Source organism: Lysobacter silvisoli (assembly GCF_003382365.1).
Lineage (GTDB): Bacteria > Pseudomonadota > Gammaproteobacteria > Xanthomonadales > Xanthomonadaceae > Lysobacter > Lysobacter silvisoli.
In genome coordinates, this window is sequence record NZ_QTSU01000001.1 from 42,562 (window position 1) to 58,043 (window position 15,482).

General features: G+C 65.1%; 18 protein-coding genes. All 18 read left to right on the forward strand.

The annotated features are described in order from the left end of the window. The first annotated feature begins 40 nt into the window (after positions 1-40). The 18 genes from rpoC to rplX all read left to right on the forward strand — a co-directional run bounded on the left by rpoC (position 41) and on the right by rplX (position 15,472). The gene (gene rpoC, locus DX914_RS00220; RefSeq protein WP_115857096.1) at positions 41-4,273 is read left to right on the forward strand and encodes a DNA-directed RNA polymerase subunit beta'; all 4,233 of its coding nucleotides are present in this window, start codon (positions 41-43) and stop codon (positions 4,271-4,273) included. 361 nt (positions 4,274-4,634) lie between these two features. Further along, entirely contained in the window at positions 4,635-5,009 is a 375-nt protein-coding gene (gene rpsL, locus DX914_RS00225) for a 30S ribosomal protein S12 (RefSeq protein WP_036115437.1), read from the forward strand. An 86-nt stretch (positions 5,010-5,095) separates the two neighbouring features. After that, positions 5,096-5,563, forward strand: coding sequence for a 30S ribosomal protein S7 (gene rpsG, locus DX914_RS00230; RefSeq protein WP_115857097.1), 468 nt, complete (start codon positions 5,096-5,098; stop codon positions 5,561-5,563). Between the two features lie 144 nt (positions 5,564-5,707). Then, entirely contained in the window at positions 5,708-7,825 is a 2,118-nt protein-coding gene (gene fusA, locus DX914_RS00235; protein ID WP_115857098.1) for an elongation factor G, read from the forward strand. A gap of 73 nt (positions 7,826-7,898) precedes the next feature. After that, entirely contained in the window at positions 7,899-9,089 is a 1,191-nt protein-coding gene (gene tuf / locus DX914_RS00240; RefSeq protein WP_115857087.1) for an elongation factor Tu, read from the forward strand. Between the two features lie 684 nt (positions 9,090-9,773). Beyond that, entirely contained in the window at positions 9,774-10,085 is a 312-nt protein-coding gene (rpsJ, locus tag DX914_RS00245) for a 30S ribosomal protein S10 (protein ID WP_022968186.1), read from the forward strand. 11 nt (positions 10,086-10,096) lie between these two features. After that, positions 10,097-10,753, forward strand: coding sequence for a 50S ribosomal protein L3 (gene rplC, locus DX914_RS00250; RefSeq protein ID WP_115857099.1), 657 nt, complete (start codon positions 10,097-10,099; stop codon positions 10,751-10,753). Positions 10,754-10,755: 2 nt separating this feature from the next. Next, positions 10,756-11,361 carry a 50S ribosomal protein L4 gene (gene rplD / locus DX914_RS00255; protein WP_115857100.1) on the forward strand — a complete coding sequence of 202 codons (606 nt, stop codon included), beginning with the start codon at positions 10,756-10,758 and terminating at the stop codon, positions 11,359-11,361. Beyond that, positions 11,358-11,654: a 50S ribosomal protein L23 gene (gene rplW, locus DX914_RS00260; RefSeq protein ID WP_115857101.1), complete on the forward strand. Its 297-nt coding sequence runs from the start codon at positions 11,358-11,360 to the stop codon at positions 11,652-11,654. The genes rplD and rplW overlap by 4 nt, the downstream gene beginning before the upstream one ends. Positions 11,655-11,664: 10 nt before the next feature. After that, the gene (gene rplB, locus DX914_RS00265) at positions 11,665-12,492 is read left to right on the forward strand and encodes a 50S ribosomal protein L2 (RefSeq protein WP_115857102.1); all 828 of its coding nucleotides are present in this window, start codon (positions 11,665-11,667) and stop codon (positions 12,490-12,492) included. 6 nt (positions 12,493-12,498) lie between these two features. Continuing rightward, positions 12,499-12,768 carry a 30S ribosomal protein S19 gene (rpsS, locus tag DX914_RS00270; protein WP_115857103.1) on the forward strand — a complete coding sequence of 90 codons (270 nt, stop codon included), beginning with the start codon at positions 12,499-12,501 and terminating at the stop codon, positions 12,766-12,768. A 10-nt stretch (positions 12,769-12,778) separates the two neighbouring features. Next, positions 12,779-13,114 carry a 50S ribosomal protein L22 gene (gene rplV / locus DX914_RS00275; RefSeq protein WP_056176302.1) on the forward strand — a complete coding sequence of 112 codons (336 nt, stop codon included), beginning with the start codon at positions 12,779-12,781 and terminating at the stop codon, positions 13,112-13,114. A gap of 14 nt (positions 13,115-13,128) precedes the next feature. Then, positions 13,129-13,872 (forward strand): 30S ribosomal protein S3, encoded by a 744-nt coding sequence (gene rpsC / locus DX914_RS00280; RefSeq protein WP_115857104.1) that lies wholly within the window; start codon positions 13,129-13,131, stop codon positions 13,870-13,872. Positions 13,873-13,878: 6 nt separating this feature from the next. Beyond that, a complete protein-coding gene (rplP, locus tag DX914_RS00285) occupies positions 13,879-14,292 on the forward strand; it encodes a 50S ribosomal protein L16 (protein ID WP_055902334.1) in 414 nt (137 codons plus the stop codon). Further along, positions 14,292-14,477 carry a 50S ribosomal protein L29 gene (gene rpmC / locus DX914_RS00290; protein WP_115857105.1) on the forward strand — a complete coding sequence of 62 codons (186 nt, stop codon included), beginning with the start codon at positions 14,292-14,294 and terminating at the stop codon, positions 14,475-14,477. Before rplP ends, rpmC begins: the two co-directional genes overlap by 1 nt. A gap of 11 nt (positions 14,478-14,488) precedes the next feature. Continuing rightward, positions 14,489-14,758 (forward strand): 30S ribosomal protein S17, encoded by a 270-nt coding sequence (gene rpsQ, locus DX914_RS00295; RefSeq protein ID WP_115857106.1) that lies wholly within the window; start codon positions 14,489-14,491, stop codon positions 14,756-14,758. 14 nt (positions 14,759-14,772) lie between these two features. Beyond that, entirely contained in the window at positions 14,773-15,141 is a 369-nt protein-coding gene (rplN, locus tag DX914_RS00300; RefSeq protein WP_064747314.1) for a 50S ribosomal protein L14, read from the forward strand. Between the two features lie 16 nt (positions 15,142-15,157). Continuing rightward, the gene (rplX, locus tag DX914_RS00305) at positions 15,158-15,472 is read left to right on the forward strand and encodes a 50S ribosomal protein L24 (protein WP_115857107.1); all 315 of its coding nucleotides are present in this window, start codon (positions 15,158-15,160) and stop codon (positions 15,470-15,472) included. Positions 15,473-15,482: the final 10 nt, after the last annotated feature.

Consider the following 15,482-nt stretch of genomic DNA (forward strand, 5'->3'; position numbering starts at 1 on the left):
AAGCTTCCCTTTTCTCTACCCCGATTCCCGGAGAGTTCAAATGAAAGACTTGCTCAATCTCTTCAACCAGCAGCGTCCCGCGCTGGACTTCGACGCGATCAAGATCGCGCTGGCTTCGCCCGACCTGATCCGTTCGTGGTCGTTCGGCGAAGTGAAGAAGCCGGAAACCATCAACTACCGCACCTTCAAGCCCGAGCGCGACGGCCTGTTCTGCGCCGCGATCTTCGGTCCGATCAAGGACTACGAGTGCCTGTGCGGCAAGTACAAGCGCATGAAGCACCGCGGCGTGGTGTGCGAGAAGTGCGGCACCGAGGTCACCCTGGCCAAGGTCCGCCGCGAGCGCATGGGCCACATCGACCTGGCTTCGCCGGTCGCCCACATCTGGTTCCTCAAGTCGCTGCCCTCGCGCATCGGCCTGATGCTGGACATGACCCTGCGCGACATCGAGCGCATCCTGTACTTCGAAGCCTACGTCGTCACCGAGCCGGGCCTGACCCCGCTCGAGCGCGGCAACCTGCTGACCGAAGAGCAGTACCTGCAGGCGCGCCAGGAACACGGCGACGACTTCGAGGCCGCGATGGGCGCCGAGGCGGTCTACGACCTGCTGCGCACCATCGACCTGCAGGCCGAGATGATCCAGCTGAAGGAAGAGATCGCCTCGACCAACAGCGAGACCAAGCTCAAGCGCCTGACCAAGCGGATCAAGCTGGTCGAGGCCTTCCTCGAATCCGGCAACCGTCCGGAGTGGATGGTCATGACCGTGCTGCCGGTGCTGCCGCCGGACCTGCGTCCGCTGGTCCCGCTGGACGGCGGCCGCTTCGCGACCTCCGACCTGAACGACCTGTACCGCCGCGTCATCAACCGCAACAACCGCCTGCGCCGCCTGCTCGAGCTCAACGCGCCCGACATCATCGTGCGCAACGAGAAGCGCATGCTGCAGGAATCGGTGGACGCGCTGATGGACAACGGCCGCCGCGGCCGCGCCATCACCGGCACCAACAAGCGCCCGCTCAAGTCGCTGGCCGACATGATCAAGGGCAAGCAGGGCCGCTTCCGCCAGAACCTGCTCGGCAAGCGCGTGGACTACTCGGGCCGTTCGGTCATCGTGGTCGGCCCGACCCTGCGCCTGCACGAGTGCGGCCTGCCGAAGAAGATGGCGCTTGAGCTGTTCAAGCCCTTCATCTTCGCCAAGCTGCAGCGTCGCGGCCTGGCCACCACCATCAAGGCCGCCAAGAAGCTCGTCGAGCGCGAAGAAGCCGAAGTCTGGGACATCCTGGAAGAGGTGATCCGCGAGCACCCGGTGCTGCTGAACCGCGCCCCGACCCTGCACCGCCTGGGCATCCAGGCGTTCGAGCCGGTGCTGATCGAAGGCAAGGCGATCCAGCTGCACCCGCTGGTCTGCACCGCGTTCAACGCCGACTTCGACGGCGACCAGATGGCCGTGCACGTGCCGCTGAGCCTCGAGGCCCAGCTGGAAGCGCGCGCCCTGATGATGGCGTCGAACAACATCCTGTCCCCCGCCAACGGCGAGCCGATCATCGTGCCGTCGCAGGACGTGGTGCTGGGCCTGTACTACATGACCCGCGCCCTGGAGAACAAGAAGGGCGAGGGCATGGCCTTCGCCAACGTCGCCGAGGTCAAGCGCGCCTACGACAACCGCACCGTCGAACTGCACGCCAAGTGCAAGGTCCGCATCAGCGAGACCGTGATCGCCGAGGACGGCTCGCGTAGCCCGAAGACCAGCGTGGTCGACACCACCGTCGGCCGCGCCCTGCTGCGCGAGATCCTGCCGGAAGGCCTGCCGTACGCGCTGGCCAACGTCGAGCTGACCAAGAAGAACATCAGCCGACTGATCAACTCCTGCTACCGCATGCTCGGCCTGAAGGACACGGTCGTGTTCGCCGACAAGCTGATGTACACCGGCTTCGCTTACGCGACCCGCGCCGGCGTCTCCATCGGCATCGACGACATGATCATCCCGAAGGAGAAGGAGGGCATCGTCGCCGAGGCCGAGGCCGAGGTGCTCGAGATCCAGCAGCAGTACCAGTCGGGTCTGGTCACCGCCGGCGAGCGCTACAACAAGGTCGTCGACATCTGGTCGCGCACCAACGAGCGCGTGGCCAAGGCGATGATGGACGCGATCGGTACCGATCACATCACCAACGCCAAGGGCGAGGCCGTCGACCAGAAGTCGATGAACTCGCTGTACATCATGGCCGACTCGGGCGCCCGCGGTTCGCAGGCGCAGATCCGTCAGCTGGCCGGTATGCGCGGCCTGATGGCCCGCCCGGACGGCTCGATCATCGAGACGCCCATCAAGGCGAACTTCCGCGAAGGCCTGAACGTGCAGGAGTACTTCAACTCCACGCACGGTGCCCGTAAGGGTCTGGCCGACACCGCGCTGAAGACCGCGAACTCGGGTTACCTGACCCGTCGCCTGGTCGACGTGGCGCAGGACGTGGTGATCACCGAAACCGACTGCGGCACCGTCGAGGGTCTGATGATGACCCCGATCGTCGAAGGCGGCGACGTGGTCGAGCCGCTGCGCGACCGCGTGCTGGGCCGCGTCGTGGCCGAGGACGTGTTCCTGCCGGGCAACGACGAGGATCCCATCGTCACCCGCAACACCCTGCTCGACGAAGCCTGGGTGCAGAAGCTCGAGGACGCCAGCGTCCAGTCGATCAAGGTCCGTTCGACCATCACCTGCCAAAGCGCCTTCGGCGTGTGCGCGAACTGCTACGGCCGCGACCTGGGCCGCGGCCACCTGGTCAACCACGGCGAAGCGGTCGGCGTCGTCGCCGCTCAGTCGATCGGCGAGCCCGGCACCCAGCTGACCATGCGTACGTTCCACATCGGTGGTGCGGCTTCGCGTGCGGCGGCGATCGACAACGTCACGGTCAAGACCACCGGTTCGATCAAGTTCAACAACCTCAAGCACGTCGAACACGCCAACGGCCATCTGGTCGCGGTGTCGCGCTCGGGCGAGCTGTCCGTGCTCGACCCGCACGGCCGCGAGCGCGAGCGCTACAAGCTGCCTTACGGCGCGAACATCGCCGTCAAGGACGGCGCCGAGATCAAGGCCGGCCAGCAGGTCGCCAACTGGGATCCGCATAACCACCCGATCGTGTCGGAAGTGGCCGGCTTCATCCGCTTCGTCGATTTCGTCGACGGCGTGACCGTGATCGAGAAGACCGACGAACAGACCGGTCTGGCCTCGCGCGAAATCACCGACCCGAAGCGTCGCGGCTCGCAGGGCAAGGACCTGCGTCCGGTCGTGCGCATCGTCGACAAGAACGGCAAGGACCTGAGCATCCCGGGTACCGACCTGCCGGCGCAGTACCTGCTGCCGCCGCGTTCGATCGTGAACCTGCAGGACGGGGCCGCGGTGGGCGTGGGCGACGTGGTCGCCAAGATCCCGCAGGAAGCCTCCAAGACCCGCGACATCACCGGCGGTCTGCCGCGCGTGGCCGACCTGTTCGAAGCGCGCAAGCCCAAGGATCCGGCCGTGCTGGCCGAGGTCTCCGGCATCGTGAGCTTCGGCAAGGACACCAAGGGCAAGCAGCGCCTGATCATCAAGGAAACCGACGGCAACGAGCACGAAGAGCTGATCCCCAAGTACCGCCAGATCATCGTGTTCGAAGGCGAGCACGTGGAGAAGGGCGAGACCGTGGTGGACGGCGAGCCGAACCCGCAGGACATCCTGCGCCTGCTCGGCGTCGAGCCGCTGGCCGCGTACCTGGTCAAGGAAATCCAGGACGTCTACCGCCTGCAGGGCGTGAAGATCAACGATAAGCACATCGAAGTGATCATCCGCCAGATGCTGCGCAAGGTCGAAATCACCGACCAGGGCGACAGCAAGTTCCTGCACGGCGAGCAGATCGAGCGTCAGCGCTTCATCGAGGAGAACGCCCGCCTGCTGAACCGCAACGAGATCGCGGCCAAGTACGAGCCGGTGCTGCTGGGCATCACCAAGGCCTCGCTGGCGACCGAGTCGTTCATCTCGGCCGCCTCGTTCCAGGAGACCACCCGCGTGCTGACCGAGGCCGCCGTGCGCGGTACCCGCGACGGCCTGCGCGGTCTGAAGGAGAACGTGATCGTCGGCCGCCTGATCCCGGCCGGTACCGGTCTGGCGTACCACACCCAGCGCCGCAAGAACGCCTCCGGCCTGACCGACTCGGAGATGGAGGCCCTGGCGGGCCCGGTCTCGGCCGAAGTCGTGGCCGAGGCGGTCGAAACGGCCGGCGAAGCCGCCGACCAGGCCGACCAGGCCTGAGTCCGGCGGCCCGTTCCTCCCCCGCGCGCGGGGGAGGGCGGGTCCGGTGGGTGGCCGCACTGGCGGCCTCCCGCCAAGTAACGTATAGTTAGCAATTCGGATGGCCCTTCGGGGCCTCCCAGATCACGAAATGAGGCGCAGGGAGCGCCTCGTGTTCGGCCCAGGGTAGGGCGGGATCGCCAGAAGTAGAACGACCAGACCGGCACGGCAACCCCGTGGACGCTTGGCGTTCCGATAGCTCGCGTTGACGGTAACGTCGGACGCGGGCTATACTTTTTCGTCTCGGTGGGCCGGGTGCATTCGGCTTGCCGCTCGTTTCTCCACGTAGTGGCTACACCGGCCCCTCACCAAAGAGTTCCTGATGGCAACGATCAACCAGCTCGTCCGCAAGCCGCGGCAGGCGACCACCTACAAGAGCGCCTCGCCGGCGCTGGCGAACTGCCCGCAGCGTCGCGGCGTTTGCACCCGCGTTTACACCACCACCCCGAAGAAGCCGAACTCGGCGCTGCGCAAGGTGGCCAAGGTGCGTCTGACCAACGGTTACGAGGTCATCTCGTACATCGGCGGCGAAGGCCACAACCTGCAGGAGCACAGCGTGGTGCTGATCCGCGGCGGCCGCGTCAAGGACCTGCCGGGCGTGCGCTACCACACCGTGCGCGGCTCGCTCGACGCCGCCGGCGTGGCCAAGCGCCGCCAGAGCCGTTCCAAGTACGGCGCCAAGCGTCCGAAGAGCTGATCCGTACGGGCTCGTGCCCGGAACAGCTAGGGCGGCCATGCGTGGCCGCACTTTCCATCAAAAGCATCTGATTCAGGCGAATAAACATGTCGCGTAAAGGCTCCACTCCGCAGCGTTCGGTCCTGCCCGATCCCAAGCACGGCAGCGAAACGATCGCGCGCTTCATCAATATGGTCATGCAGAGCGGCAAGAAGTCCGTCGCCGAAAAGATCGTCTACGGCGCCATGGACGTGATCGGGGAGAAGAACCCGAACGCGCTCGAGCTGGTCGAAAAGGCCCTCGGCAACGTCTCGCCTTCGGTCGAAGTGAAGTCGCGCCGCGTCGGCGGCGCCACCTACCAGGTGCCGGTCGAAGTGCGTTCCTCGCGCCGTATGGCCCTGGCGATGCGCTGGCTGATCGAGTCGGCGCGCAAGCGCGGCGAGAACACCATGCCGCGCAAGCTGGCCGCCGAACTGCTCGACGCCTCGGAAAACCGCGGCGGCGCGATCAAGAAGCGCGAAGAGACCCACCGCATGGCGGAAGCGAACAAGGCGTTCGCCCACTACCGCTGGTGATCGCAGCGCCCCGGGCCTTCGCGCCCGGGCACCGGCAGCGCGCCGCGCGCTGCCTTGGCGGTTGCATAACCGCCTAGCGAACCGGAGGCCGCCCACGAGGCGGCGTCCGGCCATCTGGAATTCGAAAACTTACGAGAGGGTCCCGTGGCTCGCACCACTCCCATCGAGCGTTACCGCAACTTCGGCATCATGGCTCACATCGATGCCGGCAAGACCACCACGTCGGAACGCATCCTGTTCTACACCGGCGTCAGCCACAAGATCGGCGAAGTGCACGAAGGTGCCGCGACGATGGACTGGATGGAGCAGGAGCAGGAGCGCGGCATCACCATCACTTCCGCCGCGACCACCGCGTTCTGGAAGGGCATGGACAAGTCCCTGCCGGAGCACCGCTTCAACATCATCGACACCCCCGGGCACGTCGACTTCACCATCGAAGTCGAGCGTTCGCTGCGCGTGCTCGACGGCGCGGTGTTCGTGCTGTGCGCCGTGGGCGGCGTGCAGCCGCAGTCGGAGACCGTGTGGCGTCAGGCCAACAAGTACTCCGTGCCGCGCATGGCGTTCGTCAACAAGATGGACCGCACCGGCGCCAACTTCGATAAGGTCGTCGAGCAGCTGAAGTCGCGCCTGGGCGCGTACGCCGTGCCGATGCAGGTGCCGATCGGCGCCGAAGACGGCTTCGAGGGCGTGGTCGACCTGCTGAAGATGAAGGCGATCCATTGGGACGTCGCCTCGCAGGGCACCAAGTTCGAGTACCGCGACATCCCGGCCGACCTGCAGTCCAAGGCCGAGGAAGCGCGCGGCTTCATGATCGAAGCGGCGGCCGAGGCCACCGAAGCGCTCATGGACAAGTACTTGAACGAAGGCGAGCTGACCGAGGAAGAAATCATCGCCGGTCTGCGCGAGCGCACCCTGCGCGTGGAGATCGTGCCGGTGTTCTGCGGCTCGGCGTTCAAGAACAAGGGCGTGCAGGCCATGCTCGACGGCGTGATCAACCTGCTGCCGTCGCCGGCCGACCGTCCGCCGGTCCAGGGCATCGACGAGGACGACAAGGAAGACAGCCGCAAGGCGTCCGACACCGAGCCGTTCTCGGCTCTGGCGTTCAAGATCATGACCGACCCGTTCGTGGGCGCGCTGACCTTCTTCCGCGTGTACTCGGGCGTGCTCAACTCCGGCGACCAGGTGTTCAACCCGGTCAAGTCGAAGAAGGAGCGCATCGGCCGCATCCTGCAGATGCACGCCAATCAGCGCGACGAGATCAAGGAAGTGCGCGCCGGCGACATCGCCGCGGCCGTGGGCCTGAAGGACGTGACCACCGGCGACACCCTGTGCGCCGCCGATCACGTCATCACCCTGGAGCGCATGACCTTCCCGGAGCCCGTCATCTCGATGGCGGTGGAGCCCAAGACCAAGTCGGACCAGGAAAAGATGGGCATCGCCCTGGGCCGTCTGGCGCAGGAAGATCCCTCGTTCCGCGTTCGTACCGACGAGGAATCCGGCCAGACCATCATCGCCGGCATGGGCGAGCTGCACCTGGACATCATCGTCGACCGCATGCGCCGCGAGTTCAACGTCGAGGCCAACGTCGGCAAGCCGCAGGTGGCGTACCGCGAGACGATCCGCAAGTCGGACGTCAAGTCGGACTACAAGCACGCCAAGCAGTCCGGCGGTAAGGGTCAGTACGGTCATGTCGTGATCGAGCTGTCGCCGATGAACGAAGCCGACCGCGCCAACGAGGATGTCGAGAACGATTTCCTGTTCGTCAACGACATCACCGGCGGCGTGATTCCGAAGGAATTCATCCCGGCGGTCGAGAAGGGCCTGCGCGAAACCATCACCAGCGGTCCGCTGGCCGGCTTCCCGGTGGTCAACGTCAAGGTCAAGCTGGTGTTCGGCTCGTACCACGACGTCGACTCGTCGGAAATGGCGTTCAAGCTCGCCGCTTCGATGGCCTTCAAGGAAGGCTTCCGCAAGGCCGATCCGGTCCTGCTGGAGCCGATGATGAAGGTCGAAGTGGTGACCCCGGAAGAGTACGTCGGCGACGTGATGGGCGACCTGAGCCGTCGTCGCGGCCTGCTGCAGGGCCAGGACGACACGCCGTCGGGCAAGACCATCAACGCGATGGTGCCGCTGGGCGAGATGTTCGGTTACGCGACCACCATCCGTTCGCTGACCCAGGGCCGCGCCACCTTCACGATGGAATTCGATCACTACGCCGAGGCGCCGAACAACATCGCCGAGACCGTGATCAAAAAGGCCTGATCAGAATCCCGCGGGCCGGCGAGTCCGGCCCGCTTCCAAGCATTCAACTAGCAACTTTAAAGAGAGATTAGCCATGGCTAAGGGTAAGTTCGAGCGCACCAAGCCGCACGTGAACGTGGGCACCATCGGTCACGTCGACCACGGCAAGACCACGCTGACGGCCGCTCTGACCAAGGTCGGCGCCGAGCGTTTCGGTGGCGAGTTCAAGGCATACGACGCGATCGACGCGGCGCCGGAAGAGAAGGCGCGCGGCATCACGATCTCGACGGCGCACGTGGAATACGAAAGCCCGAACCGTCACTACGCGCACGTGGACTGCCCGGGCCACGCCGACTACGTGAAGAACATGATCACGGGTGCGGCGCAGATGGACGGCGCGATCCTGGTGTGCTCGGCCGCTGACGGTCCGATGCCGCAGACCCGCGAGCACATCCTGCTGTCGCGTCAGGTCGGCGTGCCGTACATCGTCGTGTTCCTGAACAAGGCCGACATGGTGGACGACGCCGAGCTGCTCGAGCTGGTGGAGATGGAAGTGCGCGAGCTGCTGTCGAAGTACGACTTCCCGGGCGACGACACCCCGATCATCAAGGGCTCGGCCCGTCTGGCGCTGGAAGGCGACCAGTCGGAGATCGGCGTGCCGGCGATCATCCAGCTGGTGGAAGCGCTGGACACGTTCATCCCGGAGCCGCAGCGCGACGTGGATAAGCCGTTCCTGATGCCGGTGGAAGACGTGTTCTCGATCTCGGGCCGCGGCACCGTGGTGACCGGCCGTATCGAGCGCGGCATCATCAAGGTGGGCGACGAAATCGAAATCGTCGGTATCCGTCCGACCCAGAAGACGACGGTCACCGGCGTGGAAATGTTCCGCAAGCTGCTGGACCAGGGTCAGGCGGGCGACAACGCCGGTCTGCTGCTGCGCGGCACCAAGCGCGACGACGTGGAGCGCGGCCAGGTGCTGTGCAAGCCGGGTTCGATCACCCCGCACACCGAGTTCGAGGCCGAGGTGTACGTGCTGTCGAAGGACGAGGGCGGCCGTCACACCCCGTTCTTCAAGGGCTACCGTCCGCAGTTCTACTTCCGCACCACGGACATCACCGGTGCGGTGACGCTGCCGGAAGGCGTGGAAATGGTCATGCCGGGCGACAACATCAAGATGGTGGTGAGCCTGATCAACCCGGTGGCGATGGACGAAGGCCTGCGTTTCGCGATCCGCGAAGGCGGCCGCACCGTCGGCGCCGGCGTGGTGGCGAAGATCATCAAGTGACGAACTGACCGGGCGCGCCCTGCGCGCCCGGCTCTGTCAGTTCGTCATCCCCGCGAAGGCGGGTATCCAGGGCTCTTCGTGCGAGGACTCCTCGGTCACTGGATTCCCGCTTTCGCGGGAATGACAGCCGAAGAGATGCGAGCCCCCTCGGTCTCTGGATCCCCGCCTACGCGGGAATGACGGACCAAAGGGCTCGCAGCCCCGGATAGTGATCCAGTCTCACCCAGCAACGATCCAGCGGCGGCCCCGGGCCGCCGCGCTTTACCCAGGTCCGGCCGCCCCTGAATAGGGCGTCCGGGCGGTCCGCACGGCCACCAGGCAGGGTGCTTGCATCGCTCCTGCGTATCCGGCTAGAATGCGCGACCACCGTGCCAGTCCTGCTAAATCCAGGGCGGCACGACCAGCGAAATGAGGAGCAGGACGCGCCTCGTATTCGCCAGACAGGGATATGTCGCACGGCCTCGCTCCGTACGTTCCGGGCCCCTACGGGCTTCCAAGGAACGCTAGACGGAGCGTTTCGTGCGTTCTGCTCAGTCTGGGGCGGGTCGGGAAACCGGCCTGCTTTCGTTTTTTCCAGGCAAGGAAGCTCCGGGGCGAGGGTGCTGCCCTGGAGTGTTTGCGTTTTCGTGGGGCTCGGCACACCCAGAAGCCGGCCCGTCGCTCTTTCAACCAAGGAATTCCGTCATGGCGGACCAAAAGATCCGGATTCGGCTGAAGGCGTACGATCATCGTCTGATCGACCGCTCGGCCAGCGAGATCGTCGAGACGGCCAAGCGGACCGGCGCGCAAGTGCGCGGCCCGATCCCGCTGCCGACCAAGATCGAACGCTACACCGTCCTGGTGTCCCCGCACGTCGATAAGGACGCGCGCGACCAGTACGAAACCCGCACGCACAAGCGCGTGCTCGACATCGTCGACCCCAACGACAAGACCGTGGACGCGCTGATGAAGCTCGAACTCGCGGCTGGCGTCGACGTGCAGATCAAGCTGACCTGAGGCAAGCCACCATGACCGCGAAGAAATATTCGTTGGGCATCGTCGGCCGTAAGGCCGGCATGAGCCGCGTCTTCCTCGCCGACGGTAAGTCGGTGCCGGTGACGCTGATCGAAGCCACTCCGAACCGTATCACCCAGATCAAGACCACCGAGACCGACGGCTACAGCGCCGTGCAGGTGACGGTGGGCGTGCGCCGCGCCGCGCTCGTCAACAAGCCCGAAGCCGGTCACCTCGCCAAGGCGAAGGTCGAAGCCGGTCGCGGCCTGTGGGAGCTGCGCGTGGAAGCCGACCAGATCGGCGCTTTCGAGATCGGCGGCGAAATCAAGGCCGACATCTTCTCCGAAGGCCAGATCGTCGACGTCCAGGGCGTCACCAAGGGCAAGGGCTTCCAGGGCACGATCAAGCGCTGGAACTTCCGCATGGGCGACGCGACGCACGGTAACTCGCTGTCGCACCGCTCGCCGGGTTCGATCGGCCAGCGCCAGACGCCGGGCCGCGTTTTCCCGGGCAAGAAGATGTCCGGTCACATGGGCGCCGTCCAGCAGAGCACGCAGGGCCTGGAAGTGGTGAAGGTCGACGCCGAGCGCGGCCTGATCGCCATCAAGGGTGCCGTGCCGGGCGCTCCGGGCGGCGACGTGATCGTCCGCCCGTCGAGCAAGGGAGCATAACGATGGAACTTGCCATCAACGGTAGCGACAAGAAGCTGTCGGTTTCCGACGCCATCTTCGATCGCGAATTCAGCGAAGACCTGGTCCACCAGGTCGTTGTGGCCTACCGCAACGCGGGCCGCGCCGGCACCAAGGCGCAGAAGACGCGTTCGGAAGTCAACGGCACCACCAAGAAGTCGAAGAAGCAGAAGGGCGGCGGCGCGCGTCACGGCGCGCTGACGGCTCCGATCTTCGTCGGCGGCGGCGTGACCTTCGCGGCCAAGCCGCGCAGCTTCGCCCAGAAGGTGAACCGCAAGATGTACCGCGCCGCGATCGCCGCGATCCTGTCCGAGCTGAACCGCCAGGGCCGCATCAGCGTCGTCGAGTCGCTGGACGTCGACGCGCCGAAGACCTCGGGCCTGGTCGCCAAGCTGAAGACGCTGGAAGTGGGCCGTCGTCCGCTGCTCGTCACCGAGGAAGCCTCCGAGAACCTGTACCTCTCGGCTCGCAACCTGCCTTATGTGGAAGTCCGCGACGTGCAGGGACTCGATCCGGTCGCCCTCGTCGGCGCCGACTCGATCGTGTTCACGACCGATGCGGTCAAGAAGATCGAGGAGTGGCTGGCATGAACGACGCCAAGCTCTACAGCATCATCCGCGCGCCGCGCGTGTCCGAAAAGACCGCGCGTCTGCAGGAAGTTTCCAACCAATACGTCTTCGAAGTCGCGACGGACGCTACCAAGGCCGACATCAAGGTCGCCGTGGAAAAGCTGTTCGACGTTAAGGTCGAGGCGGTGAATGTGGTCAACGTGAAGGGCAAGAGCAAGGCCTTCCGTTTCCGCATGGGCCGTCGCGGCGACTGGCGCAAGGCGTACGTGAAGCTGGCCGAAGGCCAGTCGATCGACGTGATTGCCAAGCCCTGAGGAAAGACCCATGGCATTGATGACTTTCAAGCCCACGTCCGCCGGCCGCCGCAGCGCGGTCCGCGTGGTGACGCCGGGCCTGCATAAGGGCGCGCCGCACGCGGCGTTGGTCGAAAAGCAGAGCAAGAGCGGCGGCCGCAACCACCACGGTCGCATCACCACCCGCCACATCGGCGGTGGCCACAAGCAGCACTACCGCATCATCGACTTCAAGCGCGACAAGGTCGGCATCCCCGCCCGCGTCGAGCGGATCGAATACGATCCGAACCGCACCGCGCACATCGCGCTGCTGTGCTACGTCGATGGCGAGCGTCGTTACATCATCGCCCCCAAGGGCCTGAAGGACGGCGACCAGGTGATCGCCGGCCGCGACGCCCCGATCCGCGTCGGCAACACCCTGCCGCTGAGCAACATCCCGGTCGGCACCACCGTGTGCTGCGTCGAGATGAAGCCGGGCAAGGGCGCCCAGCTGGCCCGTGCGGCCGGCGCCAGCGCCTACCTGGTGGCTCGCGAGCAGGGCTACGCCACGCTGCGTCTTCGCTCCGGCGAAATGCGCAAGGTGCCGGTCGAGTGCGGCGCCACCATCGGCGAAGTCGGCAACGACGAGCACAGCCTGGAGAAGCTCGGCAAGGCCGGCGCCAAGCGCTGGCGCGGCATCAAGCCGACCGTTCGTGGCGCGGCCATGAACCCGGTCGACCATCCGCACGGCGGTGGTGAGGCCAAGGCTGGCCAGGGCAACCCGCATCCGGTGACGCCGTGGGGCGTTCCGACCAAGGGTTACAAGACGCGTAAGAACAAGCGTACGCAGCAGTTCATCGTTCGCGACCGCAGGAGCTAATCGGCCATGGCACGTTCCCTCAAGAAAGGTCCGTTCGTCGACCACCATCTGCAGAAGAAGGTGGAAGCGGCCGGCAACAACAAGAAGCCGATCAAGACCTGGTCGCGTCGTTCGATGATTCTCCCGGAGATGATCGGCTTCACCATTGCCGTTCACAACGGCAAGAACCACATCCCCGTGCTGGTCAACGAGAACATGGTTGGCCACAAGCTTGGCGAATTCGCCCTGACCCGTACGTTCAAGGGTCACGGCGGCGACAAGAAGTCGGGCAAGTAAGGAGATGACCATGGAAGCGAAAGCCATCCTGCGCACCGCGCGCATCTCCCCGCAGAAGGCCCGCCTGGTCGCCGACCAGGTGCGCGGTCTGTCCGCCGAGCGCGCCGTCAACCTGCTGAAGTTCTCGGACAAGAAGGCAGCTGCACTGATCCGTAAGGTCGTGGAGTCCGCCATCGCCAACGCCGAGAACAACCAGGGCGCCGACGTCGACGAACTCAAGGTCAAGACCATCATGGTGGACGAGGGTCCCGCACTGAAGCGCTTCATGGCGCGTGCGAAGGGCCGCGGCACCCGCATCCTCAAGCGCACCAGCCACATCACTGTGGTTGTGGGCGCGGGCAAGTAAGGCGGAGTCAGACAATGGGTCATAAAGTTCATCCGACCGGCATCCGCCTTGGCATCTCCAAGGATTGGAGCTCCAAGTGGTTCGCCGGCAAGAAGCAGTACGCCGAGTACCTGGCTGCCGACCTCAAGGTCCGCGAGATGCTTCGCAAGAAGCTCGCGCAGGCGGGCATCTCGAAGATCTTCATCGAGCGTCCGGCCAACAACGCCCGCGTGACCATCCACACCGCCCGTCCGGGCGTGGTGATCGGCAAGCGCGGCGAGGACATCGAGAAGCTGCGTAAGGAAGTCAGCGCGCTGATGGGCGTTCCGGCGCACATCAACGTGACCGAGGTCCGCAAGCCGGAACTCGACGCGCAGCTGGTCGCCGAGTCGATCGCTCAGCAGCTGGAGCGCCGCATCATGTTCCGTCGCGCCATGAAGCGCGCGGTGGGCAATGCGATGCGCCTTGGCGCCCTGGGCATCAAGGTCAACGTGGCCGGCCGTCTCAACGGCGCCGAGATCGCGCGTTCTGAGTGGTACCGCGAAGGTCGCGTGCCGCTGCACACGCTGCGCGCCGACATCGACTATGGCTTCGCTGAAGCCAAGACGACGTACGGCATCATCGGCATCAAGGTCTGGGTCTACCGCGGCGAAATCTTCGATTTCACCCAGGTCGGCCAGGAAAAGCAGGACGATTCGCCGCGCAGCGATCGTGGTGACCGCGGCGATCGCGGCGACCGTAACGACCGCCCGGGCCGTCCTGCCCGCGAACAGAGGTAATCCGCCATGTTGCAACCCAAGCGAACCAAGTACCGCAAGGTACACAAGGGCCGCAATGAGGGCCTGAGCTGGAACGGCAATGCCGTCAGCTTCGGCGAATACGGCCTCAAGGCGACCGCACACGGCCAGCTGACCGCGCGTCAGATCGAAGCGGCGCGCCGCTCGATCAGCCGCTACGTCAAGCGCGGCGGCAAGATGTGGATCCGCGTGTTCCCCGACAAGCCGATCACCAAGAAGCCGATCGAAGTCCGAATGGGCTCCGGTAAGGGCAACGTGGAGTACTGGGTCGCCCAGATCCAGCCCGGCCGCATGATTTACGAGATCGAAGGCGTTGCCGAAGATGTGGCGCGCGAAGCGTTCCGTCTGGCTGCCGCCAAGCTCTCGGTTACCACCACCTTCGTTACCCGTACGGTGCGCTAATGGAACTGAAAGAACTCCGCGCGAAGTCGGCCGACGAGCTCAAGGCCCACCTGGTCGACCTGCACAAGGAGAGCTTCGCTCTCCGCATGCAGAAGGCCACCGGCCAGCTCGCCAAGACCCACGAGGCCCGCCGTGTTCGCCGCGAGATCGCTCGCGTGAACACGCTGCTGGGTCAGAAGAAGTAAGGACCCTCGCCATGACCGACAACAATACAGAGAAGGCTGTGCGCACGGTTGAAGGCCGGGTCGTCAGCAACAAGATGGACAAGACCGTCACCGTGCTCGTCGAGCGCCAGGTCAAGCACGCGCTGTACGGCAAGTACATCCGCCGCTCGACCAAGCTCCACGCCCACGACGCCGAGAACGCCTGCAAGGAAGGCGATATTGTGCGCGTGAAGGAGATTGCTCCCCTGTCGAAGACCAAGAACTGGAGCGTGGTTGAAATCGTCAGCCGCGTGGCCGAATAAGAGGAGGCTGAACCATGATCCAGATGCAAAGCTACCTCGACGTGGCCGACAATTCCGGTGCCAAGGAAGTGATGTGCATTAAGGTGCTCGGTGGCTCCAAGCGCCGTTACGCCCACATCGGCGACATCATCAAGGTCACCGTCAAGGACGCGATTCCGCGTGGCAAGGTCAAGAAGGGCGACGTCTACGACGCCGTCGTGGTGCGTACCCGCAAGGGCGTGCGCCGTCCGGACGGTTCGCTGATCCGCTTCGACGGCAACGCCGCGGTGTTGCTCAACAACAAGCATGAGCCGATCGGCACCCGTATCTTCGGGCCCGTGACTCGCGAGCTGCGCTCCGAGAAGTTCATGAAGATCGTCTCGCTCGCGCCTGAAGTGCTCTGAGCGGAGGAACTAGACCATGAACCGTATCAAGAAGGGCGATCAGGTGATCGTCACCGCCGGCAAGGACAAGGGCAAGAAGGGCGACGTGGTGCGTGTGCTCGGCGACAAGGTCGTCGTGGCCAACATCAACGTGGTCAAGCGCCACACCAAGCCGAACCCGCAGGCCAACCAGCCGGGCGGCGTGATCGAGCGCGAAGCGCCGATTCACATTTCCAACGTCATGCTGTTCAACCCGGCCACCGGCAAGGGCGAGCGCATCGGTTTCAAGGTGCTGGAGGATGGACGCAAACTGCGTGTGTTCCGCTCCAGCGGTGAGGCGGTTGACGCCTGAGGAATGCTGA

Excerpts from the sequence above, each read along its gene's own strand:
- rpsS (WP_115857103.1), top strand. The coding sequence starts at position 12,499 with ATGGCACGTTCCCTCAAGAAAGGTCCGTTCGTCGACCACCATCTGCAG.
- rpoC (WP_115857096.1), top strand. The coding sequence starts at position 41 with ATGAAAGACTTGCTCAATCTCTTCAACCAGCAGCGTCCCGCGCTGGAC.
- rpmC (WP_115857105.1), top strand. The coding sequence starts at position 14,292 with ATGGAACTGAAAGAACTCCGCGCGAAGTCGGCCGACGAGCTCAAGGCC.
- rplD (WP_115857100.1), top strand. The coding sequence starts at position 10,756 with ATGGAACTTGCCATCAACGGTAGCGACAAGAAGCTGTCGGTTTCCGAC.
- rplX (WP_115857107.1), top strand. The coding sequence starts at position 15,158 with ATGAACCGTATCAAGAAGGGCGATCAGGTGATCGTCACCGCCGGCAAG.
- rplP (WP_055902334.1), top strand. The coding sequence starts at position 13,879 with ATGTTGCAACCCAAGCGAACCAAGTACCGCAAGGTACACAAGGGCCGC.
- rpsQ (WP_115857106.1), top strand. The coding sequence starts at position 14,489 with ATGACCGACAACAATACAGAGAAGGCTGTGCGCACGGTTGAAGGCCGG.
- rplV (WP_056176302.1), top strand. The coding sequence starts at position 12,779 with ATGGAAGCGAAAGCCATCCTGCGCACCGCGCGCATCTCCCCGCAGAAG.
- rpsL (WP_036115437.1), top strand. The coding sequence starts at position 4,635 with ATGGCAACGATCAACCAGCTCGTCCGCAAGCCGCGGCAGGCGACCACC.
- rplW (WP_115857101.1), top strand. The coding sequence starts at position 11,358 with ATGAACGACGCCAAGCTCTACAGCATCATCCGCGCGCCGCGCGTGTCC.
- tuf (WP_115857087.1), top strand. The coding sequence starts at position 7,899 with ATGGCTAAGGGTAAGTTCGAGCGCACCAAGCCGCACGTGAACGTGGGC.
- rpsJ (WP_022968186.1), top strand. The coding sequence starts at position 9,774 with ATGGCGGACCAAAAGATCCGGATTCGGCTGAAGGCGTACGATCATCGT.
- rplB (WP_115857102.1), top strand. The coding sequence starts at position 11,665 with ATGGCATTGATGACTTTCAAGCCCACGTCCGCCGGCCGCCGCAGCGCG.
- rpsG (WP_115857097.1), top strand. The coding sequence starts at position 5,096 with ATGTCGCGTAAAGGCTCCACTCCGCAGCGTTCGGTCCTGCCCGATCCC.
- rplN (WP_064747314.1), top strand. The coding sequence starts at position 14,773 with ATGATCCAGATGCAAAGCTACCTCGACGTGGCCGACAATTCCGGTGCC.
- rpsC (WP_115857104.1), top strand. The coding sequence starts at position 13,129 with ATGGGTCATAAAGTTCATCCGACCGGCATCCGCCTTGGCATCTCCAAG.
- rplC (WP_115857099.1), top strand. The coding sequence starts at position 10,097 with ATGACCGCGAAGAAATATTCGTTGGGCATCGTCGGCCGTAAGGCCGGC.